Origin of the sequence: Salinicola sp. MIT1003 (assembly GCF_001858555.1) — a bacterium.
Lineage (GTDB): Bacteria > Pseudomonadota > Gammaproteobacteria > Pseudomonadales > Halomonadaceae > Salinicola > Salinicola salarius.
Genome location: NZ_MCAP01000055.1, coordinates 49777 through 65883, shown reverse-complemented (window position 1 = coordinate 65883; position 16107 = coordinate 49777). Strand labels below are relative to the sequence as shown.

The following is a 16107-nucleotide window of genomic DNA, read 5'->3' as shown; positions in this document are numbered from 1 at the left end:
CTCATCGCGTGTTTTCCAGGAGACATGGCATCCTGCTTCAGGACGCCTGCCCCGCCGGCTCGCGAACCGTCTTACCACTGTAGCGCACTCGAGATACGATCATCATCACCGGAATGATGCCCAGGACGACGAATCCGGCCAATGTCCACTGCGGCAACGTCACGCCCCACAGGGCCCCCTCGACCGCCGCGCACTCGCCGGAACCATGCAGCACCCGGGACATGACGTCCCACAGCGGCAACATATCCATCATGTAATCCAGGCCAGGCCCGCAGCTGGGCACGCTGTCCGGCGGCAGGGTCTGCAGCCAGACATGCCGCCCTGCCACACCGATTCCGCCCAGCACGGCGAGCAGAGAGAGCCCGGCATAGACGAAGCCACCGCGTCGTCCGGGATTATGGATCGCACCGATCAGGAAGACGATACCCGCGGATATCACGGCGACGCGCTGAAAGATGCACAGCGGGCAGGGTTCGAGACCGACGCCATACTGCAGGTAAAGGGCAACGGCCATCATGAAGCAGCACATCAACAGGCCCAGCACGCACCACTGACGAACGCTTGCCTGCGCTATCCAACGCTTGATTTGCATGTTCCTTCCCACTGCATGCCGGAACGCAATCGCACCGGCGGTTTTCCAACCTCGACGACAGCCGGTTTCGAGGACCTTCGTCGAACGTCATGAATTCGCGATTTACGGGTTCACTGACTCACGCTGCCGAACGAGGTTCCCTCGCCCGCTGGAAATAATCGGCGATGAACTGCGCAAAAGAAACCTGATCCTCGGCCTCGATGTCGTGCTGTTGCTGATGCGAAGTGTCGACCAGTTGGGAAAACAGCTCGGCGCGGGATTCATCCATCGGCGTCGAGCGCCACTGCTCCGCTTGCGCCTTGGCGAGATCGGCAATCAGATCCGCCCACTCGCCGCCATGCGCCTCCATGGCGCGCAGCATCTGTGCCGAGGGCGTCAGTTCCGGATCGTCCAGACGCAAAGCGATGGCATTGATCGCGGCGACATGGAGATCATCTCCCTCGATGGCGTCCAGCAGCTCGGCGACCCTGCGCATGCCATCGATGATCTCGTGCCCGCGGGTGCGCAGCGGCACGCGACGATCGCCGATCTGCAGTTCCAGGTTCGGATCGCGCCCCCGCTCGACCACCAGACGACGATTGTCGTCCAGACGGTCGCACTCCTCGTCCGGAATCCAGGGGCTTTCGGAAAGCAGGCACCAGAGCAGGAAGGTATCCAGGAAGCGCATCTGCGGCTCGTCGATCCCCAGCGGCAGAAACGGGTTCAGGTCGAGGCAGCGTACCTCGATATACTCGACGCCACGCGCCTCCAGAGCCTGGGTCGGCGTCTCGTCGTGCCGCGCCACGCGCTTGGGGCGAATGTCGCTGTAATACTCGTTCTCGATCTGCAGGATATTGGCGTTCAACTGGCGCCAGTCACCGTCGACCTCCACGCCGATGCGACGATAGTCCGGCCATTCGGCGGAGATGGCGTGGCGCAGCGTGCCCACGTAGTTGGAAAGCGAGTTGAAACAGATCTTCAACTGCTCCTGCACCTTGTTCTGGTAGCCGAGATCCGACATGCGCAGGCTGGTCGCGTAGGGTGCGTAGAGCGTTCTCTCACCCAGCGGCTGGAGCTTGTCGCCGCGATCGTCGCCGCCCTCCCCCAGGAAGCTCCGGTCCAGCGCCGGCGAGGCGCCGAACAGATAGAGCAACAGCCAGCTGTTGCGCCGGAAGTTGCGGATCAGGTCGAAGTAGCGGGTCGAGCGGTAGCCCTGCAACGACTCGTCCTGGCGGCCTTCCAGCTTCTGCAGCAGCGGCCAGATGTCGTCCGGCAACGACACGTTGTAGTGGATACCCGCAATCGACTGCATGATGCGTCCATAGCGCGCATCCAGCCCCTTGCGATAGACATGCTTCATGGTGCCGATGTTGGAGGTGCCGTAGTCGGCGATCGGAATGCTGTCGTTGCCCTGGAGTCGCGCCGGCATGCTGGCCGGCCAGATCCACTCGCCATCGAGCTGGCGATAGGTGAAACGCACCAGGTCGCCCAGAAACGAGAGCGCATCGGCAGGACGACAGTAGACCGGGGTAATGTACTCGAGCAGTGCCTCGGAGTAGTCGGTCGTGATATGCGGGTGGGTCAGCTTGGAGCCGAGCCCGTGCGGGTGAGCGGTCTGGACGATGGAACCCTCCGCGTCGACTCGCAGACCTTCCTTTTCGATGCCCCGCCGTAGACGACCAAGCAATCCCTTCTGGGCCGGCGCCATCAAGTGGCCGACGTTCGTGGCGAGTTGATCAGACACGCTCAACACCTTATCTCGTTGGAGGAGCGCTGCTCCCCCGTTTGTCCGTGCGTTGACGATGCCGAAAGGAAATCGCTCCCATCCGGTCCGCCTCGAGCAAAACCTCATTATGGAGCCGACGGTAGCGCTTTCAAGGCTAATGACTTTCCAGACCGATGGCTTTCAAGACCGATGGCTTTCAAGACCGATGGCTTTCAAGACCAGAAGCCGACAGAGACTAGCGGCTTCGCCTCCGTTCGTCGTTACGTCCGCCGCTGTGCCTTCAACAGCGCTTCGGCCATCGCGCCGCCGGGCTGCGCGGATTGCCGGTCACCGCCACCCTGACGGGGCTGCCGCCCTCGCCCTGCGTCGCCACGGCGAGACTTGCCGCCACCGGCGCGACGCTCGCCCGGAGACGTTTTCTCGCCGGCCGTGTCACCGAGTCGCATCGTCAGGCCGATGCGCTGGCGCGCCACGTCGACCTCCATCACCTTGACCTTGACGATGTCGCCGGCCTTCACCACCTGACGCGGATCGTCGACGAACTTGTCGGCCAGCGCGGAAATGTGCACCAGCCCATCCTGATGCACGCCGATATCGACGAACGCTCCGAAATGGGTCACGTTGGTGACGACCCCTTCCAGCAGCATGTCGGGTTCGAGATCGCCGATCTTCTCGACGCCTTCGCGGAACGTCGCCGCCTTGAATTCGGGACGCGGATCGCGGCCTGGCTTGTCGAGTTCCGCCAGGATGTCGATCACCGTCGGCACCCCGAACGCGTCATCGACTGCTAGCGCATCTTGTAGATAGTCCGAGGGCTTGAGCGACTTCAGATAGCGGCTGTCGCCGATCAGGCCGCCCAGCTCGCGGCCGTTGCGCTCGGCGATGCGCGCCACCAGCGGGTAGGCTTCCGGGTGCACGGCACTGGCGTCGAGCGGATTGTCACCGCCCATGATGCGCAGGAACCCGGCGCACTGCTCGAAGGTCTTGGGCCCCAGCCGGTCGACGCTCAGCAGCTCCTGGCGGGTGCGAAATGGCCCTTCGCGGTCGCGCCGGGCGACGATGTTGTCGGCGAGCATCTTGCTCAGCCCGGACACCCGAGACAGCAGCGCGCTGGAGGCGGTGTTGAGATCCACGCCCACGGCATTGACGCAATCTTCGACCACCGCCTCGAGACTGCGGGACAGATTGACCTGGGAAACATCGTGCTGATACTGGCCGACGCCGATCGACTTGGGATCGATCTTGACCAGCTCGGCCTGCGGATCCTGCAGGCGCCGGGCAATCGAGACCGCGCCACGAATCGAGACATCGAGATCGGGAAACTCCCGTGCCGCCAGCTCCGACGCGGAATAGACCGAGGCGCCGGCCTCGCTGACCATGACCTTGGCAACCTGGCGCGGCGCCACGCGCTTGACCAGCTCGGCGGCGAGCTTATCGGTCTCGCGGCTGGCCGTGCCGTTGCCGATCGCGACCAGCGATACCTCGTGGCGCTCGACCAGATCGGCCAGCGTCGCCAGCGCTTCGTCCCAGCGTTTCTGCGGCGCATGCGGGTAGATGACCGCCTGCTCGAGAAAGCGACCGGTGGCATCGACCACCGCGACCTTGCATCCGGTGCGCTGACCGGGATCGATCCCCAGCGTGGTGCGCGGTCCGGCCGGCGCCGCCAGCAGCAGATCCTTGAGGTTGGCAGCGAACACATCGATCGCCTCCTGCTCGGCCCGCTCCCGCAGCCGCCCCATCAATTCGGTTTCGAGATGGGTGTAGAGCTTGACGCGCCAGCTCCAGCGAACCACCTCCTTCAACCAGCGCGAAGCGGGCTGCTCGGCGCCGAGATCAATGCCGACATGGCGCGCGATCGCCACCTCGGCGGGGTGGATCGGTGCCTCGTCTTCTCCCGCCATCGCCAGCGAGAGCGACAGCACGCCCTCCTTGCGTCCGCGGAACATCGCCAGCGCCCGGTGCGACGGCGTCCTGGCGAGATTTTCGTCATGCTCGAAGTAGTCGGAGAACTTGGCGCCTTCGGTCTCCTTGCCCTTGACCACCCGGGCGCGAAGCTGGCCGTCTTCCCACAATCGTTCGCGCAGCCGGCCGACCAGCTCGGCCTCTTCGCTGAAGCGCTCCATCAGGATCTGCTTGGCCCCGTCCAGCGCGCTCCTGGCATCCTCGATGCCATGGCTCTCGCCGGTGGCGCTATCGATGAACGCCGCCGCTTCGCCATCCGGGTCGAGGCCGGGATCGGCCAACAGCCGGTCCGCCAACGGCTCCAGCCCCGCCTCCCGGGCGATCTGCGCCTTGGTCCGGCGCTTCTTGCGATAGGGCAGATAGAGATCTTCCAGCCGCTGCTTGGTAGTGGCTGCCTTTAGCTCGGCGCGCAGCGCATCGGTCATCTGCCCCTGCTCGTCGATCGCCTGCAGGATCGCCTCGCGACGCTCCTCCATCTCGCGCAGATAGCGCAAGCGCTCTTCGAGCGCACGCAGCTGACCATCGTCGAGACCGCCGGTGGCCTCCTTGCGGTAACGGGAGATGAACGGAACGGTGGCGCCGCCATCCAGCAGCTCGACGGCGGCATTGACCTGATTGGAGCGAACGCCGAGCTCATCGGCGATCAACGCAATGATTGCGGTTTGAGTCTTGGACATGAAAACCATCACGATAGGTAGGATCGCGCCACGTTAGCACACCGGCGCGAGAGGCTCACACTCCAGAGGTATCGAAGTCGCACAAACCAGACGGGGATGGCCGATGGCCATCCCCGTCAGATACCGCACGGCTCGCGGCAGCAGCTCGACGAATCCGTCTCGAACAGGCGCCGGCGTGTCTACAGGCGCCAGAGTATCTACAGGCGCCAGAACGTCTACAGCTCCAGATAGACGACAGACGTCAGAGCGTCTGCGGGCCGGCCGCCAGGATCACGGCATCGACATCGTCGAACTTGGTGAAGTTGGCGATGAACTTGGCCACCAGCGCATTCATCTGTTCACGGTACGCCTCCTGGTCGCTCCAGGCATCACGCGGATCGAGCAGCTTGGCGTCGACCCCGTCCACCGCCAGCGGCACGTCGAGATTGAGCCCTTCGATATGCCGGGTCTCGATATCCTTCAGGTCGCCTTCCTGGATGGCGCGAATGATGGCGCGAGTCGTCGGAATGCTGAAGCGGCTGCCGCCCTGGCCGTAAGCCCCGCCACTCCAGCCGGTATTGACCAGGTAGACACGAGACTCGAAGGCCTCGATGCGCTTGATCAGCAGGTCGGCGTACTCATGTGCCGGGCGCGGGAAGAACGGTGCCCCGAAGCAGGTCGAGAACGTCGCCTCGAGGCCGCTGGCGGAGCCCATCTCGGTCGAGCCGACCTTGGCGGTGTAGCCGGACAGGAAGTGATAGGCCGCCGCTTCCTTGGAGAGCAGCGAAACCGGCGGCAGCACGCCGCTCATGTCGCAGGTCAGGAAGATGATCGCGCTCGGCTCGCCGGCGCGGTTTTCCTCGACCCGCTTCTCGACGAACTCCAGCGGATAGCCGGCGCGTCCGTTCTGGGTCAGGCTGTCGTCGGCATAGTCAGGCACCCGATCCTCTGCCAGCACCACGTTTTCCAGCACGGTGCCGAAACGGATGGCGTCCCAGATGATCGGCTCGTTCTTGCGCGACAGATCGATGGTCTTGGCATAGCAGCCGCCTTCGAAGTTGAAGACGGTGCCTTCGCCCCAGCCATGCTCGTCGTCGCCGATGAGATAGCGTTCCGGATCCGCCGACAACGTCGTCTTGCCGGTGCCGGACAGCCCGAAGAACAGCGTGGTTTCCCCATCCTCGCCGACATTGGCGCTGCAGTGCATCGGCAGCACGTCCTTCTCCGGCAACAGGAAGTTCTGCACCGAGAACATCGCCTTCTTCATCTCGCCCGCATAACGCATGCCGGCCAGCAGCACCCGACGACGCGCGAAATTGATCATCACCGTGCTTTCGGAACGCGTACCGTCGCGCTGCGGGTCGCAGACGAAATCGGGCGCGCTCAGCACCGTCCACTCGCTCTTGTCCTTCGGATTCCAGTTGTCGGGGCGCACGAAAAGGTTGCGACCGTAGAGGTTGTGCCAGGCCTTCTGCGTGATGACACGAATCGGCAGGTAGTACTCCGGATCGGCGCCGACATGTAGCTCGGAGACGAAGGTATCGCCACCCGCCAGATAGTCCTCGACCCGCTCCCACAGCGCATCGAATACGCTCGGTCCGACCGGGCGATTGACCTGCCCCCAGTCGATCAGATCCGACGTGGAGGGCTCGTCGACGATGAAGCGATCCAGGGTGGACCGGCCGGTGCGCTCGCCTGTCTCCACCACCAATGCACCATTGGCGGCCAGCACGCCTTCTCCTCTTGCGAGGGCATATTCGACCAGCTCGGCCGTGGTCAAATTGGTATGCGCTTTCGCGTGGCGGGAATCATTGGCAGCCTGGAACGAGGCTTGAGAGGTGGTCATTATCCGGTCCTGGGCCCTGAGGCCTCTGTTTTCGTGTCGTTTCACAGCGTCGAAGGCCCGCCGCTGCGACGCCTGGCGGGCGAAAAAGGATCGTCATTATGGCAAAAAGCGCCCGACGCGCAAACGCAGGACGCTCGATGCCAATGCCGCCTTGATCGAAGCCCGGGCCTCGGCGAACGGCAGAATCAGTGAAGTGTCGGCGATGGCGCCTGTGGCGAGTCGATGATCGCCTCGATTTCTGCCGCACTAAAATGGTACCGGGTATGACAAAAATGGCACTGCGTATCGATCGCCTTCTGCTCGTCCAGAATGCTGCGCAGCTCATCGGCGCCAAAGGTATGCAGGGCATTGGCGATCCGCTCCCGCGAGCAGGTGCAGCCGAACGCCAGCGCCTTGGGCGCGAAGACCCGCGTGGTTTCTTCATGGAACAGCCGATACAGCACGTCCTGGGCCGGCAACGTCAGCATTTCGTCGTCGGTGATCGTGGAGGCCAGATGAACGACACGCTCCCAGGCATCGGGATCCTTGTTGGAGGTATCGTCCGGCAGCTGCTGCAGCAGCAGACCGGCGCTGCGCTGGCCGTCGGCGCTCAGCCACAGGCGCGTCGCCAGCTGCTCCGACTGCGCGAAGTAGGCTTCCAGGCAGCTCGCCAGGTGATCGTGTTCCAGCGCCACGATGCCCTGATAGCGATTGCCCTCGGCAGGATCGAGGGTGATCACGATCTGGCCGTCGCCGACCAGCTGTCGCAGCGTGGCGTTGTCGGCGAATACCTGATTCTCGTCATAGCGGGCGATGGCCCGCAGCTGACCGCCCGGATTGGATTCGGCCATCAGCACATCGACGCCCTGCTTGCCCCGGATTTCCAGGCTGACGGTGCCATCGAGCTTGACCGTCTCGGTCAGCAGGGCCACGGCGCTCAACAGCTCTCCCAGCTGATAGCGGATCGGCTCGGGGTAATCCTGGCGCTCGAGCACTTCCCGGTAGGCGGACTCCAGTTGCACGATCTCGCCGCGTACATTGGTATCGTCGAATAGAAAACGCTGGATTTCATCGTTCATGAATCATGTCTCGTCGGATGCCGGGCGAATCGCTGAGGATCGCCCGGCAATGGCAGATAGGGGGTTGGCAGGCAGCTCACGGCGCCAGTGCGCCAGACGTTCAGTCGTCGGTCTGTTGACGCTGGAAGCGGTGGATATCGCGACGCTGGCGCTTGTCCGGTCGCTTGATCGGTGGCTGCATCACCTGATTGGCCAGCTTTCGCTGATGCGCTTCCCGCGCGCGACGGTCGATGCTGTCGGGGGTTTCGGCATAGAGTTGCTGCGCCTCGGGCGCGCCGCGGCGCTGGTCGGACAGCGCCAGGACCTCGACGGTCGCGTTGTCCCAGCCTTGCGGCACCTCGATCAGCGCCCCGACCTCGACATTCCTGCTGGTCTTGACGCGATTGCCGTTGTAGCGGACCTTGCCGCCTTCGATCGCTTTCTTGGCCAGCTGGCGCGTCTTGAAGAATCGCGCCGCCCACAACCATTTATCGATACGAACCGTTTCACTCATGGATCTGTCACCTCGACCTGCGTAGATGGGGGTCGCTGTCCATGGCTTCAAGCCGGCGTTTCGGGCAGCAGTGACGCGAAGCGATCGACGACGGTGAATGCCGGATGCGAACTACCGGGCTTGCGGCTGTCGGGCTGATGGATGCCCAGCAGGTGGCGAATGCCGTAATCCCGGGCGCACGCCAGCACGTCGGCATTGTCATCGACGAACAGGCTGCGTGCGGGGTCGAACGGATGCAAGGCCTGCATCGCGTCCCAGAACGCCGGCTGCTCCTTGGGCGCCCCCACGTCCGCGGAAGAGACGATACGGTCGACATAGCGGTCCAGGCCGGTCAACGGCAGCTTGAGCCCGAGACTCTCGCGGTCGGCGTTGGTCGCCAGCACGACATCCACCGGCGCGGCCTTGAGCCACTCCATGAATGCCAGCGCGTCGGCGCGCCAGCCGATCAGGTGCGCAACCTCGCGTTTGAGCGCGACGATATCCAGCGACAGTTCGCGACTCCAGTGCGCCAGGCTGTACCAGTCCAGCGTTCCGCGGGACTCGAGAATCCGAGTCTCCAGCGCGGTGCGATGCGAGTCGTCGAGACGATGCAGCTCGACGTAGCGACGCGGCAGATGCTCCAGCCAGAAATGGCTATCGAAGTGCAGATCGAGCAACGTACCGTCCATATCCAGAAAAACGGTATCGATGGCATTCCAGTCGATCATTGGGCGATACCTCGGCAATCGGACGGAAAGGGAATCCCGTTGGGTGTCGTCATTGTCGCTTAGGCGAAGAATGGACATTTCCCACACGGGCAGGCGTCGATTATTGTACCCAGTGCAACCCGCCCGATGCACGGAGGCCCCATGGCGCCGACAGACTCTCCCTCGTTACCCTTGACCAAGCCGACGATTCTCGAGCGGCGCCATATGGCCCAGAGCGAACTGTTTGCGATCGAATCACTCGATTTGCGCTTCGCCAATGGCGAGCAGCGAACATTCGAACGTTTGAAAGGCAAGGGACGCGGTGCGGTGATGGTGGTGGCGATACCGGACCCCGATCATGTACTGCTGATCCGCGAATACGCAGCGGGTTTCGATGAATATATGCTCACCCTGCCCAAGGGATTGGTCGACCCGGGCGAAGACATCATCACGGCCGCCAATCGGGAACTCATGGAAGAGTGCGGCTTCGGCGCCAACCGCATCGAGCCGCTGGTAGAGCTGTCGCTGGCACCCAACTACATGAATCACCGCATGCAGGTGATGCTGGCCAGCGATCTCTACGAAAGGCGGCTGGAGGGAGACGAGCCCGAACCATTGATCGTCGAAACGCACGCCATCGACGACATAACCGGCTTGCTGGCTCGCGACGATTTCCACGAAGGGCGCGCCGTCGCAGCACTTTTCATCGCCCGAGAGAAGCTGCGCAGCGAACGCGAGTCCGACAACTGGTGGTGAGGACATCGCCGCAGCCGCGAGCGGTCCATCTCTCCGGTCTCCCGACACATAACAAGAAAACGACCCCCGCCCCGCTGAGCGGGACGAGGGTCGAACAGTAATACTAGTTTCGAACGCTTCTATCGCGAAGCGATAATCCTATCAGTCGGGATTCACATCCTGCGCGGAGTCGATGCCGTGGTTACCTTCCATATCGTCTTCCATCGGCCCTTGCGCAGCGGAAGTATCCTGGGCGGTACCGCCTTCGGCCTTCAGGCTGCCCGGCTGGGTATTGGCAGAACCCGTCTGAGCATTGTCGTCGTCAGGCAGGTTGTTCTCCGACGGCAGCGAACCATTCGTCTCGCCGGCAGCGGAACCTCCCTGAACCTTGGTGGGCGAAGAGCCACCAGACTGGGTATTGGCCGAACCCGTTTCCGGGCTGACGCTTGGCGCCTGCTCCTGAGCGAAGGCGCCAGCAGTCGGCAGAGCAATCAAGGCGGCAAAAATGGCTGCGTTAAGCTTTTTCATGTGAATCCTCCATAATTCATCCTGGCTCGCAACACGATCCCGGCAACCGTTGCCAATGCTGCCCGTGTCACAAGAGCTTACCCTAAGCAATCTATACAAAACCTAGACATTAATCCGGCACTTGGCAAATGTTGGCGGCCACTTTCCTCTCGTTGTCATAACATTCGATAAATCGCCGGGCTGCCGGCGACAGCTCCCGATCACGACGCCAGAGCAGCTCGAAAGCGGGATTGCGCGTTTTGAAAAGATAGTTCACCCGCGCCACGTGACCCCGCGCCACCTGCTCCCGCGCGATACGTTCCGGCAGCAGCGCCAGCACCCCATCGTCCCGTTCCAGCATGGCCAGGATGGCGTAGGTCGACGAGATCTCGATCGACTGTACCGGCTGCGAGAGGCCCGCCGCGACGAACTCCTGCTCCAGCATCCTCGGCATGCTGACGGGATAAACGATCCATGCCTGCCTGGCCAGGGCGATGAAATCGGGCGCTTCGACCTTCACCAGCGGGTGCGCAGGATTGGCGACCACCCAGAGCGGTTCGGGAAAATACCCGTGGCAATGGTAATCGCCCGGACGCCGCCCGAAGTTGGAACGACACAGGGCGACATCGATCCGCCCCTGATCGAGCAGGCGCAGCAGCCCCTCGCTGGTATCCTCGATCACCTGCAACGACAGCGAAGGCTGCTCGGCGCGCACCTTGACGACGGCCTCGACTATCGCCGCGATGGCGCCCATCGTTCCCCCCACCGCCAGATGCCCGCCGAAGCCCTGCTGGATACCGATCATCTCCTCGCGCAGATGCGCCACATCGGTCTGGATCAGCCTCGCGTAGCGCACCACGCAGCGCCCCAGATCGTTGGCTTCCAATCCCCGTGCGCTGCGCAGGAACAATGGCGCGCCCAGCGTCGACTCGATCTCGTTCAGCGCCCGTGTCGCGCCGGGCTGGGAAATCGCCACCTGCTCGGCGGCCTTGTGAATGGAGCCGCACTCGTCGAGCGCCATCAGCAGGCGCAGCTGGCGCAAGCGCAGACGCGACATCAGGGTTTCCAGCGTCGGGGGCATCGACGACTCCTCTCGCTTGCGACGCGATCAAGAATTGAGACTTTGGGCGAATGCACGATCGTTATCACTCGATCAGCAACTCTCAGTGGTGGAGCGCACCGTGACCGGATAGGGTGTGGCTACCGAATCATAATAAATAACTGATTAGAAAAGGCTTTGAGCCGAAGCCGCATAGACCAAAGTGGCACAAGCCGCCCGAGGAGCCAACTCATGGCACTGATCGAACACACCACCGAGGCCCCCGCCTCGATCATCCGCTTGCACGAACGCGATGATGTCGTCATCGCACGCACGCCATTGCCCAAGGGTACCGAAGTCCTGCCGGACGTCATCCTGACAGATGCCGTGCCTGCCGCCCACAAGATCGCCATTCGCGCCCTGAACAGCGGGGACATGATTCGCCGCTACGGTCAGATCATCGGCTGCGCCACCCGCCCCATCGCGCCCGGCGATCATGTCCACGTCCATAACCTCAGCATCGGCGACCTGGAAGGCGCCGGTCAGGAACAGGGCGATGTGGAGGGCTATTCGAAGGGCTATTCGAAAGACTATGCCATCGGCAGCGAGGTCACGCCCGTCGAGCGGATCTCCCCGGCGGCCACCTTCATGGGGATTCAACGAGCGGATGGCCGTGTCGCCACGCGCAATTACATCGGCATTCTCACCTCGGTCAACTGCTCCGCCACGGTCGCTCACGCCATCGCCGACCATTTCCGGCGCGACGTTCATCCCGCGGCGATGGCGCCCTACCCCAACGTGGATGGCGTGGTCGCACTGACTCACGGCGTAGGCTGCGCGGTGGCCGCGGATGGCGAAGCGCTGGAGATGCTGCGGCGTACGCTCGCCGGCTACGCGCGCCACGTCAACTTCGCTGCCGTGCTGGTCATCGGCCTCGGCTGCGAGACCAATCAGATCGACGCGCTGATCGAGTCCCAGGGGCTGAAGCCCGGCCCCAGGCTGCATCCCTTTACTATCCAGCAGATCGGCGGCACCACCAAAGCGATCGCCGAGGGCATCCGCCATATCGAGCAACTGCTGAACGAAGCCAACCAGGTCGAACGGACACCCTGCTCGGTCGAACATCTGCGGGTCGCGCTGCAGTGCGGTGGCTCCGACGGCTACTCCGGCATCACCGCCAACCCTGCCTTGGGCGCCGCCGTGGACCGGCTGATCGCCCACGGCGGGAGTGCGGTGCTGGCCGAAACACCGGAAGTCTACGGCGCCGAACACCTGCTGACGCGCCGGGCGGTCACCCCCGCCGTGGCCCACAAGCTGATCGAGCGTATCCACTGGTGGGAGGAGTTCTGCCGGGTTCGCGGCGCTTCGCTCGACAACAACCCGTCGGCCGGCAACAAGGCCGGCGGCCTGACCACGATTCTCGAGAAGTCGCTGGGCGCGGTGGCCAAGGCCGGCACCACACCGCTGGTCGAGGTTCTCGAGTACGCCGAACCCATGCGCGAACGCGGCCTGGCCTTCATGGACTCCCCCGGCTTCGATCCGGTATCGGTTACCGGCCAGGTCGCCAGCGGCTGCAACCTCATCGCCTTCACCACCGGCCGCGGCAGCGCCTTCGGCTGCGCGCCGGTCCCCTCCATGAAGCTTTCCACCAACAGCGCGCTGTGGCGCCATCAATCGGACGACATGGATATCAACTGCGGGGCACTGATCGACGGTGAGATCGAGATGGAACAGCTGGGCGAGCAGATATTTCAGCGCTTTCTGACGCTGGCCTCCGGCGAGCGCAGCCGCAGCGAACGTCATGGCTACGGCCAACAGGAGTTCGTGCCCTGGCAGATCGGCGTCATTACCTGAGATGCAAGTCCGTCGAGAGCAAACGACCCGAGCCAGCAGATGCTGGCTCGGGTCGTTTCGGATACACCACAACCATTTCGAAGGGCGCGTTACGTCAGGCTGACGAACTGCCCCGACTCGGCGCTCTGGATGCCGGCCTCCAGCACCCGTATCACCTCCAGCGCGGCTTCCGCCGTCACAGGAAGCGGCGAGCCGTTGCGAATGGCATCGCGAACGCCGGCGTAGTAGGCCAGGTAGTCCCCGGGCAGGGTCGGCACCTCGTGCAGTTCCGGCTGAATGCCCTCGCGTACCTGGCCGATCGTCATCATGCCGTGACGCCAATCCTCTCCCCAGTGCGGCGAGGGCAAGCGGTCGCCGCGCTTGAGCATGTCCTCCTGCGGGTCGAGGCCGTGCTTGACGTAGCTGGCCCGCGTGCCGTGTATCGTGAAGCGCGCTCCCGGCGCCGACACCAGCGTACCGCCATGCAGGATCACCCGGCATTCCCGGTAACGCAGGATCGCATGGAAGTAGTCGTCGACCTTGGCCCCCTCGCGCTGGCAGGCCAGGTCGAGCGAGATCGCCTCCGGCGTACCGAACAGCACCAGGGCCTGATCGAGCAGGTGGGAGCCGAGATCGAACCAGGCGCCGGCGCCGGGGGCAGGGTCTTCACGCCAGCGCTGCGCGACATCCGGGCGGAAGCGATCGAAATGCGACTCGAAATGCACGATTCGGCCCAGCGACTGGCTGTCGATGAGATTGCGCACAGTCAGGAAATCCGAGTCCCAGCGCCGGTTGTGAAAGACCGACAGCAAGCGCTTGGTCTTGGCGGCCTGATCGCACAGCTTGCGAGCTTCATCCAGCGTCACGGTGAACGGCTTGTCGACGACGACGTGTTTGCCTGCAGCCAGCGCCTCGCTGACCAGCGAGTAGTGCGTCGCATTCGGCGTGGGAATGACGACCAGATCGATATCGTCGCGAGCGAACAGCGCCTGCGGCGTTGGTTCTACCGGCACGCTCGGCCAGTCGGCATGAACCTTGTCGGCGTCCCGGCTCGCCACGGCAACCAGTGAAAGCCCGTCCTGCGCGGTGATCAAAGGCGCGTGGAACCGTTTGCTGGCCATGCCATAGCCGACCAACCCCACACGGATGCATCCCTTCATGCTGCGTCCCTTAGAGATGAATTTCTGATGGCTTCGCTGAAAAACCCAGCGAGGCGTGAGTGTTTCTTAGGGTATCGCATCCACGAAAGTAATGATTTACCCCAAACGGTGGAGTTGGCTCACAGGATTCAACGCTCGCCGACTCTCCTCCCTGAGGACATCGCCAGTGGCCGAAGTAGTGCTGAACAAACTAGCTCTGAAAGAAGGGGCTCTGAAAGAAGTGGCGCTGAAAACAGAGACAGCGTGAGGCCTCAAGCCTTGGCGGTCGCCAATGGCGGCCGTCGCTGCTGCCAAGCCGTGGGCAATCTCGCCTCCAGCCAATGGCGTATCGGCGCCACCACGAAGCGCTGCATCAGAAGCGCCAGGACGACGATCAGCGCCAGATGAAACGCCATCGTCCACAGCGGAATCGCGAACTTGAGCGCCAAGTTGCTGCTATCGGCGATCCAGCTTTCGTGCCATCGCTGCAGCAGCCAGCGCGTTCCTCTCGCCATCGGGCCGATCAGCGGCGTGTGCAATGCGAAGATACACAGTGCCGACTCTCCCAACCGCTGCGCCCAGGCCCGTATCGTCGCGCTGCTCGGCGCAGCGAATGCACAAACGCTGAGTAGCACCAGTGCCTGGAATGGCAGTAGCAATCCGTTGTGGGTCAAGTAATACAGATGCAGGCCATCCATCTTGAGCAACCAGACTCCGATCGGCACACCGCACAAACCGAGCGCCAGCAGCGGGTAGCGGAAGCGCCGAAACAGCGAGCTCACCGGTTCCGATTGCCAGGCCCGGTAGAGCAGGATGCCGGCCAGGAACTCCGGAAGCCGAAACAGCGGGTTGCGGTGGAGAATGCCCACCGTCACATAGTCGAACGAGCCTGCCAGCGTCGCCACGAGTGGCCCCAAGGCGTAGAGCCCCCAGACGCCCAGCAGCACCAGCCCCCAGCGCTGAACCCGCATCAGCCTCGGCGCCAGCCACGGGAAGCAGGCATAGAAGAAGAGTAACGCGGAGATTGACCAGGACGCGCCGTTCAGCCACAGGAAACGCGGCTCCCAGGCCTGCAGCAGCGTGAGCTGCAGTGCGATATGGCCCAACGCACTCGGCCAGGATAGACGCTCCGAAAACGCGGCTCGCGCTTCATCGCTCAGCGGGTAATAGGGGTGCGAGTTGAAGTAGACGTAAACCCCTTCCGGACGAATGGGGTACTGCAGCAACAGCAGCCCGATCGACAGCAGCATCGTCAGCACATGAATCGGGTAGAGATTGCACAGCCGCTTGGCAACGAAGGCCGGGCCGTGCATCTTCATCTCCCCCGCATGGTCCAGCGCCACGTGGGCGAGCAGGAAGCCGGACAGCATGAAGAACGTGCTGGTGGCGAAGAAGCCCATGCCGACGAAACTTCTCACCATGTCGGGCATGTCGCTGTAGATGCCGCCGAAGTGATAGGCGACCATCCACAGCGCCATCAGGAAGCGAAGCCACTCCAGCCCGTAATATCGTTGCCGCTTGATCGTGGACATGACGCCATCTCCTTTCACATCGATCGCCGGATCGTGTCTGACGCCCCGAGCGACCCAATAAGACCCAAGAGGCAACCTGTACATGAGTGATATCGCGGCGAGCGGCGATGAAGCAGCCAGCCAGTCGAGTCGATAGCGAGGAATCAGCGGAAAAAGCGGTACCGGGATCGGTCGAACCGCAGTCATCGGGGAGTGCCCCGCTATCGTCGCCAAAGCGTAACCAAACGGCAACGGAAATCATCAGACTGTGTCGTCAATCACGGGGTTTTACACAAAGCCTTGGTCCTTGTCGGCAGAAGGCGACAGGCTTCTCGCGACTCGACC

13 protein-coding genes are annotated in these 16107 nt (G+C 63.2%); 2 read left to right on the top strand and 11 right to left on the bottom strand.

From position 1 onward, the window contains the following. Positions 1-37 precede the first annotated feature (37 nt). The 7 genes from BC443_RS14565 to BC443_RS14535 all read right to left on the bottom strand — a co-directional run bounded on the left by BC443_RS14565 (position 38) and on the right by BC443_RS14535 (position 9019). On the bottom strand, positions 38-592 hold the full coding sequence (locus BC443_RS14565; RefSeq protein WP_071232561.1) for a disulfide bond formation protein B: 555 nt from the start codon (positions 590-592) through the stop codon (positions 38-40). A 118-nt stretch (positions 593-710) separates the two neighbouring features. Then, entirely contained in the window at positions 711-2279 is a 1569-nt protein-coding gene (gene gshA, locus BC443_RS14560; RefSeq protein WP_071232655.1) for a glutamate--cysteine ligase, read from the bottom strand. Positions 2280-2557: 278 nt separating this feature from the next. Continuing rightward, on the bottom strand, positions 2558-4936 hold the full coding sequence (locus tag BC443_RS14555) for a Tex family protein (RefSeq protein WP_071232654.1): 2379 nt from the start codon (positions 4934-4936) through the stop codon (positions 2558-2560). Positions 4937-5177: 241 nt separating this feature from the next. Beyond that, positions 5178-6761: a phosphoenolpyruvate carboxykinase gene (locus BC443_RS14550; RefSeq protein WP_071232560.1), complete on the bottom strand. Its 1584-nt coding sequence runs from the start codon at positions 6759-6761 to the stop codon at positions 5178-5180. A gap of 185 nt (positions 6762-6946) precedes the next feature. Further along, complete coding sequence (hslO, locus tag BC443_RS14545; RefSeq protein WP_071232559.1) at positions 6947-7819, bottom strand: Hsp33 family molecular chaperone HslO; 873 nt, start codon at positions 7817-7819, stop codon at positions 6947-6949. A gap of 100 nt (positions 7820-7919) precedes the next feature. Then, positions 7920-8312: a S4 domain-containing protein gene (locus BC443_RS14540; RefSeq protein ID WP_071232558.1), complete on the bottom strand. Its 393-nt coding sequence runs from the start codon at positions 8310-8312 to the stop codon at positions 7920-7922. A 47-nt stretch (positions 8313-8359) separates the two neighbouring features. After that, on the bottom strand, positions 8360-9019 hold the full coding sequence (locus tag BC443_RS14535; RefSeq protein WP_071232557.1) for an HAD-IA family hydrolase: 660 nt from the start codon (positions 9017-9019) through the stop codon (positions 8360-8362). 141 nt (positions 9020-9160) lie between these two features. Between BC443_RS14535 and nudE the strand changes: the two genes are divergently transcribed. Then, entirely contained in the window at positions 9161-9754 is a 594-nt protein-coding gene (gene nudE, locus BC443_RS14530) for an ADP compounds hydrolase NudE (RefSeq protein WP_071232556.1), read from the top strand. A gap of 141 nt (positions 9755-9895) precedes the next feature. Here the strand turns inward: nudE and BC443_RS14525 are convergent, their stop codons facing one another. Together BC443_RS14525 and BC443_RS14520 are read right to left on the bottom strand one after the other, a co-directional pair. Further along, positions 9896-10261 carry a hypothetical protein gene (locus BC443_RS14525; RefSeq protein WP_071232555.1) on the bottom strand — a complete coding sequence of 122 codons (366 nt, stop codon included), beginning with the start codon at positions 10259-10261 and terminating at the stop codon, positions 9896-9898. 109 nt (positions 10262-10370) lie between these two features. Then, positions 10371-11321 carry a LysR family transcriptional regulator gene (locus BC443_RS14520; RefSeq protein WP_071232554.1) on the bottom strand — a complete coding sequence of 317 codons (951 nt, stop codon included), beginning with the start codon at positions 11319-11321 and terminating at the stop codon, positions 10371-10373. A gap of 210 nt (positions 11322-11531) precedes the next feature. On the opposite strand from BC443_RS14520, the gene BC443_RS14515 reads away from it, so the two are divergent. Then, positions 11532-13133 carry an altronate dehydratase family protein gene (locus BC443_RS14515; RefSeq protein WP_071232553.1) on the top strand — a complete coding sequence of 534 codons (1602 nt, stop codon included), beginning with the start codon at positions 11532-11534 and terminating at the stop codon, positions 13131-13133. A gap of 89 nt (positions 13134-13222) precedes the next feature. On the opposite strand, the gene BC443_RS14510 is transcribed toward BC443_RS14515, so the two are convergent. Continuing rightward, positions 13223-14272 (bottom strand): oxidoreductase, encoded by a 1050-nt coding sequence (locus tag BC443_RS14510; protein WP_071232552.1) that lies wholly within the window; start codon positions 14270-14272, stop codon positions 13223-13225. A gap of 251 nt (positions 14273-14523) precedes the next feature. Beyond that, positions 14524-15783 (bottom strand): acyltransferase, encoded by a 1260-nt coding sequence (locus BC443_RS14505; protein ID WP_071232551.1) that lies wholly within the window; start codon positions 15781-15783, stop codon positions 14524-14526. Between the last annotated feature and the right edge of the window lie 324 nt (positions 15784-16107).

Coding starts and splice junctions, on each gene's coding strand:
- BC443_RS14565 (WP_071232561.1), bottom strand. CDS start 592: ATGCAAATCAAGCGTTGGATAGCGCAGGCAAGCGTTCGTCAGTGGTGC.
- gshA (WP_071232655.1), bottom strand. CDS start 2,279: ATGGCGCCGGCCCAGAAGGGATTGCTTGGTCGTCTACGGCGGGGCATC.
- BC443_RS14555 (WP_071232654.1), bottom strand. CDS start 4,936: ATGTCCAAGACTCAAACCGCAATCATTGCGTTGATCGCCGATGAGCTC.
- BC443_RS14550 (WP_071232560.1), bottom strand. CDS start 6,761: ATGACCACCTCTCAAGCCTCGTTCCAGGCTGCCAATGATTCCCGCCAC.
- hslO (WP_071232559.1), bottom strand. CDS start 7,819: ATGAACGATGAAATCCAGCGTTTTCTATTCGACGATACCAATGTACGC.
- BC443_RS14540 (WP_071232558.1), bottom strand. CDS start 8,312: ATGAGTGAAACGGTTCGTATCGATAAATGGTTGTGGGCGGCGCGATTC.
- BC443_RS14535 (WP_071232557.1), bottom strand. CDS start 9,019: ATGATCGACTGGAATGCCATCGATACCGTTTTTCTGGATATGGACGGT.
- nudE (WP_071232556.1), top strand. CDS start 9,161: ATGGCGCCGACAGACTCTCCCTCGTTACCCTTGACCAAGCCGACGATT.
- BC443_RS14525 (WP_071232555.1), bottom strand. CDS start 10,261: ATGAAAAAGCTTAACGCAGCCATTTTTGCCGCCTTGATTGCTCTGCCG.
- BC443_RS14520 (WP_071232554.1), bottom strand. CDS start 11,321: ATGCCCCCGACGCTGGAAACCCTGATGTCGCGTCTGCGCTTGCGCCAG.
- BC443_RS14515 (WP_071232553.1), top strand. CDS start 11,532: ATGGCACTGATCGAACACACCACCGAGGCCCCCGCCTCGATCATCCGC.
- BC443_RS14510 (WP_071232552.1), bottom strand. CDS start 14,272: ATGAAGGGATGCATCCGTGTGGGGTTGGTCGGCTATGGCATGGCCAGC.
- BC443_RS14505 (WP_071232551.1), bottom strand. CDS start 15,783: ATGTCCACGATCAAGCGGCAACGATATTACGGGCTGGAGTGGCTTCGC.